We start from the raw sequence: 2,845 nt of genomic DNA on the forward strand, positions 1-2,845 counted from the left end.
GCTCCTGCGTCCTCGTTCCGCGTACTCAGCGGGCGCGCCGCGCCGCCCGCACGCTCCACCGTCCCTCCGTGCGCTCCAACCGCACCGGGTGGTCGAAGCACTTGCTGACCTGGTCGCTGGTCAGTACGTCGTCCACGGCGCCGGAGGCGAGCGCCCGGCCGTCGCGCAGCAGCAGCGCGTGCGTCGTGCCTGCCGGGAGCTCCTCCAGGTGGTGCGTGACCAGGACCGTGGCGAGCTCGGGGTGGCTCTCGCGCAGGGTGTCCAGGCTGTCGAGGAGGCGTTCGCGGCCCGCGAGATCAAGCCCGGTGGCCGGCTCGTCGAGCAGGACGAGCCGCGGTCTCGGCATCAGCGAGCGCGCGATCAGGGTCCGTCCGCGCTCGCCCTGGGAGAGCGTGGGCCAGCGCGCGTCCGTGCGGCGCCCGAGGCCGAGCATGGCGATCAGACGGTCGGCCTGCTCCTCCTGCTCGGGCGTGGGGCTCCAACGGGGCAGCGGTTCGACGCTGTTGGTGAGTCCGGTCAGGACGACCTCGCGCACCCGCAGGGGCGAGCGGAGCGGATGACGCGGGTTCACATGACCGACGTAGGCACGCAGTTCGCGCAGGTCGACACTGCCCAGGCGGCGGCCGAGCACCTCGACCGTGCCGTGCGTGGGGTGGGTGACGGCGCCGCAGAGGCTGAGCAGGGTCGACTTGCCCGCACCGTTCGCGCCGAGCAGCGCCCAGTGCTCGCCGGGGCGCACGGTGAGGGTGACCTCGTCGAGGATGGGCCGGTCGTCGCGGACGACCGTGACGTTGTCCGCGTGCAGTACGGGGGTCATCGGGCGGCCTCCGCCCGGTTCACCGCGGCGAGCACGGCCTGCACGGACGCGGTCAGGACCGAGGTGTTCAGGCCCGCGCCCCAGCAGACGACACCGTCCACCCCGCACTCCGCGTACGCGACCGCCTCGCTGCCGCCGCCCGCCCCGGTGGCGTGTTCGGAGTAGTCGAGGATGTCGACGGTGATCCCGGCGGCGGCGAGCGCCGCGACGAACGCGGAGAGCGGACCGTTGCCCGTACCTTCGAAGTGCCCAGTGTGGGAGCCGACTTGGAGGGTGCAGGTGAAGCGGTGGGTGCCGTCCGGGGCGCGGTCGGTGCTCCAGGAGCTCAGCGCCGCATGACCACTCTTCTTCCCCGGCCCGACGTAGGTCGCGCGGAAGAGCTCGTACAGCTCCTTCGCACTCGCCTCTTGGCCGCTGTCGTCGGTGGCTTCCTGCACCACGCGCGAGAAGTCGGGCCGCATGCGCTGCGGCAGGTCGATGCCGTGCCGGGTCCGCAGCAGATACGCCATTCCGCCCTTGCCCGACTGGGAGTTGACGCGGATGACGGCTTCGTAGGAGCGGCCGATGTCCGCGGGGTCGATCGGCAGATACGGCACCGCCCAGGGCGCCTCGCTCTCCGCGACCCCCAACTCGGCTGCCCGGAGCGCGTGATGGGCGAAGCCCTTGCTGATGGCGTCCTGATGGGTGCCAGAGAAGGCGGTGTGGACGAGGTCGCCCGCGTAGGGGTGGCGGGGGTGCACGGGCAGCCGGTTGCAGTGCTCGACGACCTCGCGCACGGCGTCGATGTCGGAGAAGTCGACCATGGGGTCGACGCCTTGGGCGTAGAGATTCAGGGCGAGGGTCACCAGGTCCACGTTGCCGGTGCGCTCGCCGTTGCCGAAGAGGCAGCCCTCGACGCGCTGAGCCCCCGCCAGGACGGCGAGTTCGGCGCAGGCGACGCCGGTGCCGCGATCGTTGTGGGGGTGGACGGAGAGGATGACGGACGCGCGCCGTGCGAGGTGGCGGTGCAGGTACTCGATCTGGTCGGCGTACACGTTCGGGGTCGCGATCTCGACGGTCGCCGGGAGATTGTGGGTGACGGGGCGGTCGGGGCTCGCGTCCCACAACTCGGTGAGCCCGTCGCAGAGTTCGAGTACGTAGTCGGGCTCGGTGAGGTTGAAGGTCTCCGGCGAGAACTGGAACCGGATGTCCGCGCCCGGCCGCGCGTCGGCCAGGCGGGCCATGTGGGCGGCGGCTTCCGTGACGACGCCCTGCACCTGCGCGCGCGACCGCCCGAGGACGATGTCGCGCCAGATCGGCGAGGTGGGGATGTAGAGGTGCACGACGGCGCGGGGCAGTCCCTCGATCGACTCGAAGGTGCGGTCGATGAGTTCGGGCTTGGCGGGCGTGAAGACGACGATGCTGACGTCGTCGGGGATCCCGCCGCTCGCGCCGAGCGCGGCGAGGTCGCGGACGAAGTCGAAGTCCGCGCGGCTGGCGGACGGATAGCCGACCTCGATCTCCTTGAACCCCATCGAGACGAGCAGATCGAAGAAGCGCCGCTTGCGGCCGGTGTCCATCGGCTCGGCGAGCGCCTGATTGCCGTCGCGCAGGTCGACGGGGACCCAGAGGGGGGCGCGGTCGATGCGGGCGGACGGCCAACTCCGCTCCTCTGAAGGGACGTCAACCCTGTCTTGGTAAGGGTGGTAGCGGTGGAAGGGCATCGCGCTGGGACGCTGAGGATTCCACGAATACGCGAGGGAATTCACGATGGCCTCTCGGCTCGGTCGGTCGGTGAACTGGCCGACCGGCAGCACGGCACCCCGCGGCGGGGTGCCGGTCGCTTCAGGCCCCGCCGCGGCAGCCGAGAAGGAGGAGACCGCAGAAGATCATGGCGCTACACTAGCCACACCTCAGCTCCTCAGACAAGTACTCCTCAGACAAGCGGGGGAGCGCCGCCTGGCGCTCCCCCCCACCCCACCCCCCCGAAAGGTCCCCCGGTGCCCCCCCGCGGCGCCCCGCGTCCCCCCCCCCCGGGCGCACACGCCC

The 2,845-nt window shown here is 71.6% G+C and carries 2 protein-coding genes; both read right to left on the reverse strand.

What is annotated here, in order from left to right; genetic code table 11:
* Positions 1 to 25 precede the first annotated feature (25 nt).
* Positions 26 to 817: an ABC transporter ATP-binding protein gene (locus ACFQ7F_RS45660; protein WP_383285661.1), complete on the reverse strand. Its 792-nt coding sequence runs from the start codon at positions 815 to 817 to the stop codon at positions 26 to 28.
* Complete coding sequence (gene leuA / locus ACFQ7F_RS45665; RefSeq protein WP_383285663.1) at positions 814 to 2,520, reverse strand: 2-isopropylmalate synthase; 1,707 nt, start codon at positions 2,518 to 2,520, stop codon at positions 814 to 816. Before leuA ends, ACFQ7F_RS45660 begins: the two co-directional genes overlap by 4 nt.
* Positions 2,521 to 2,845 lie beyond the last annotated feature (325 nt).

It is taken from the genome of Streptomyces sp. NPDC056486 (assembly GCF_042795295.1).
GTDB lineage: Bacteria > Actinomycetota > Actinomycetes > Streptomycetales > Streptomycetaceae > Streptomyces.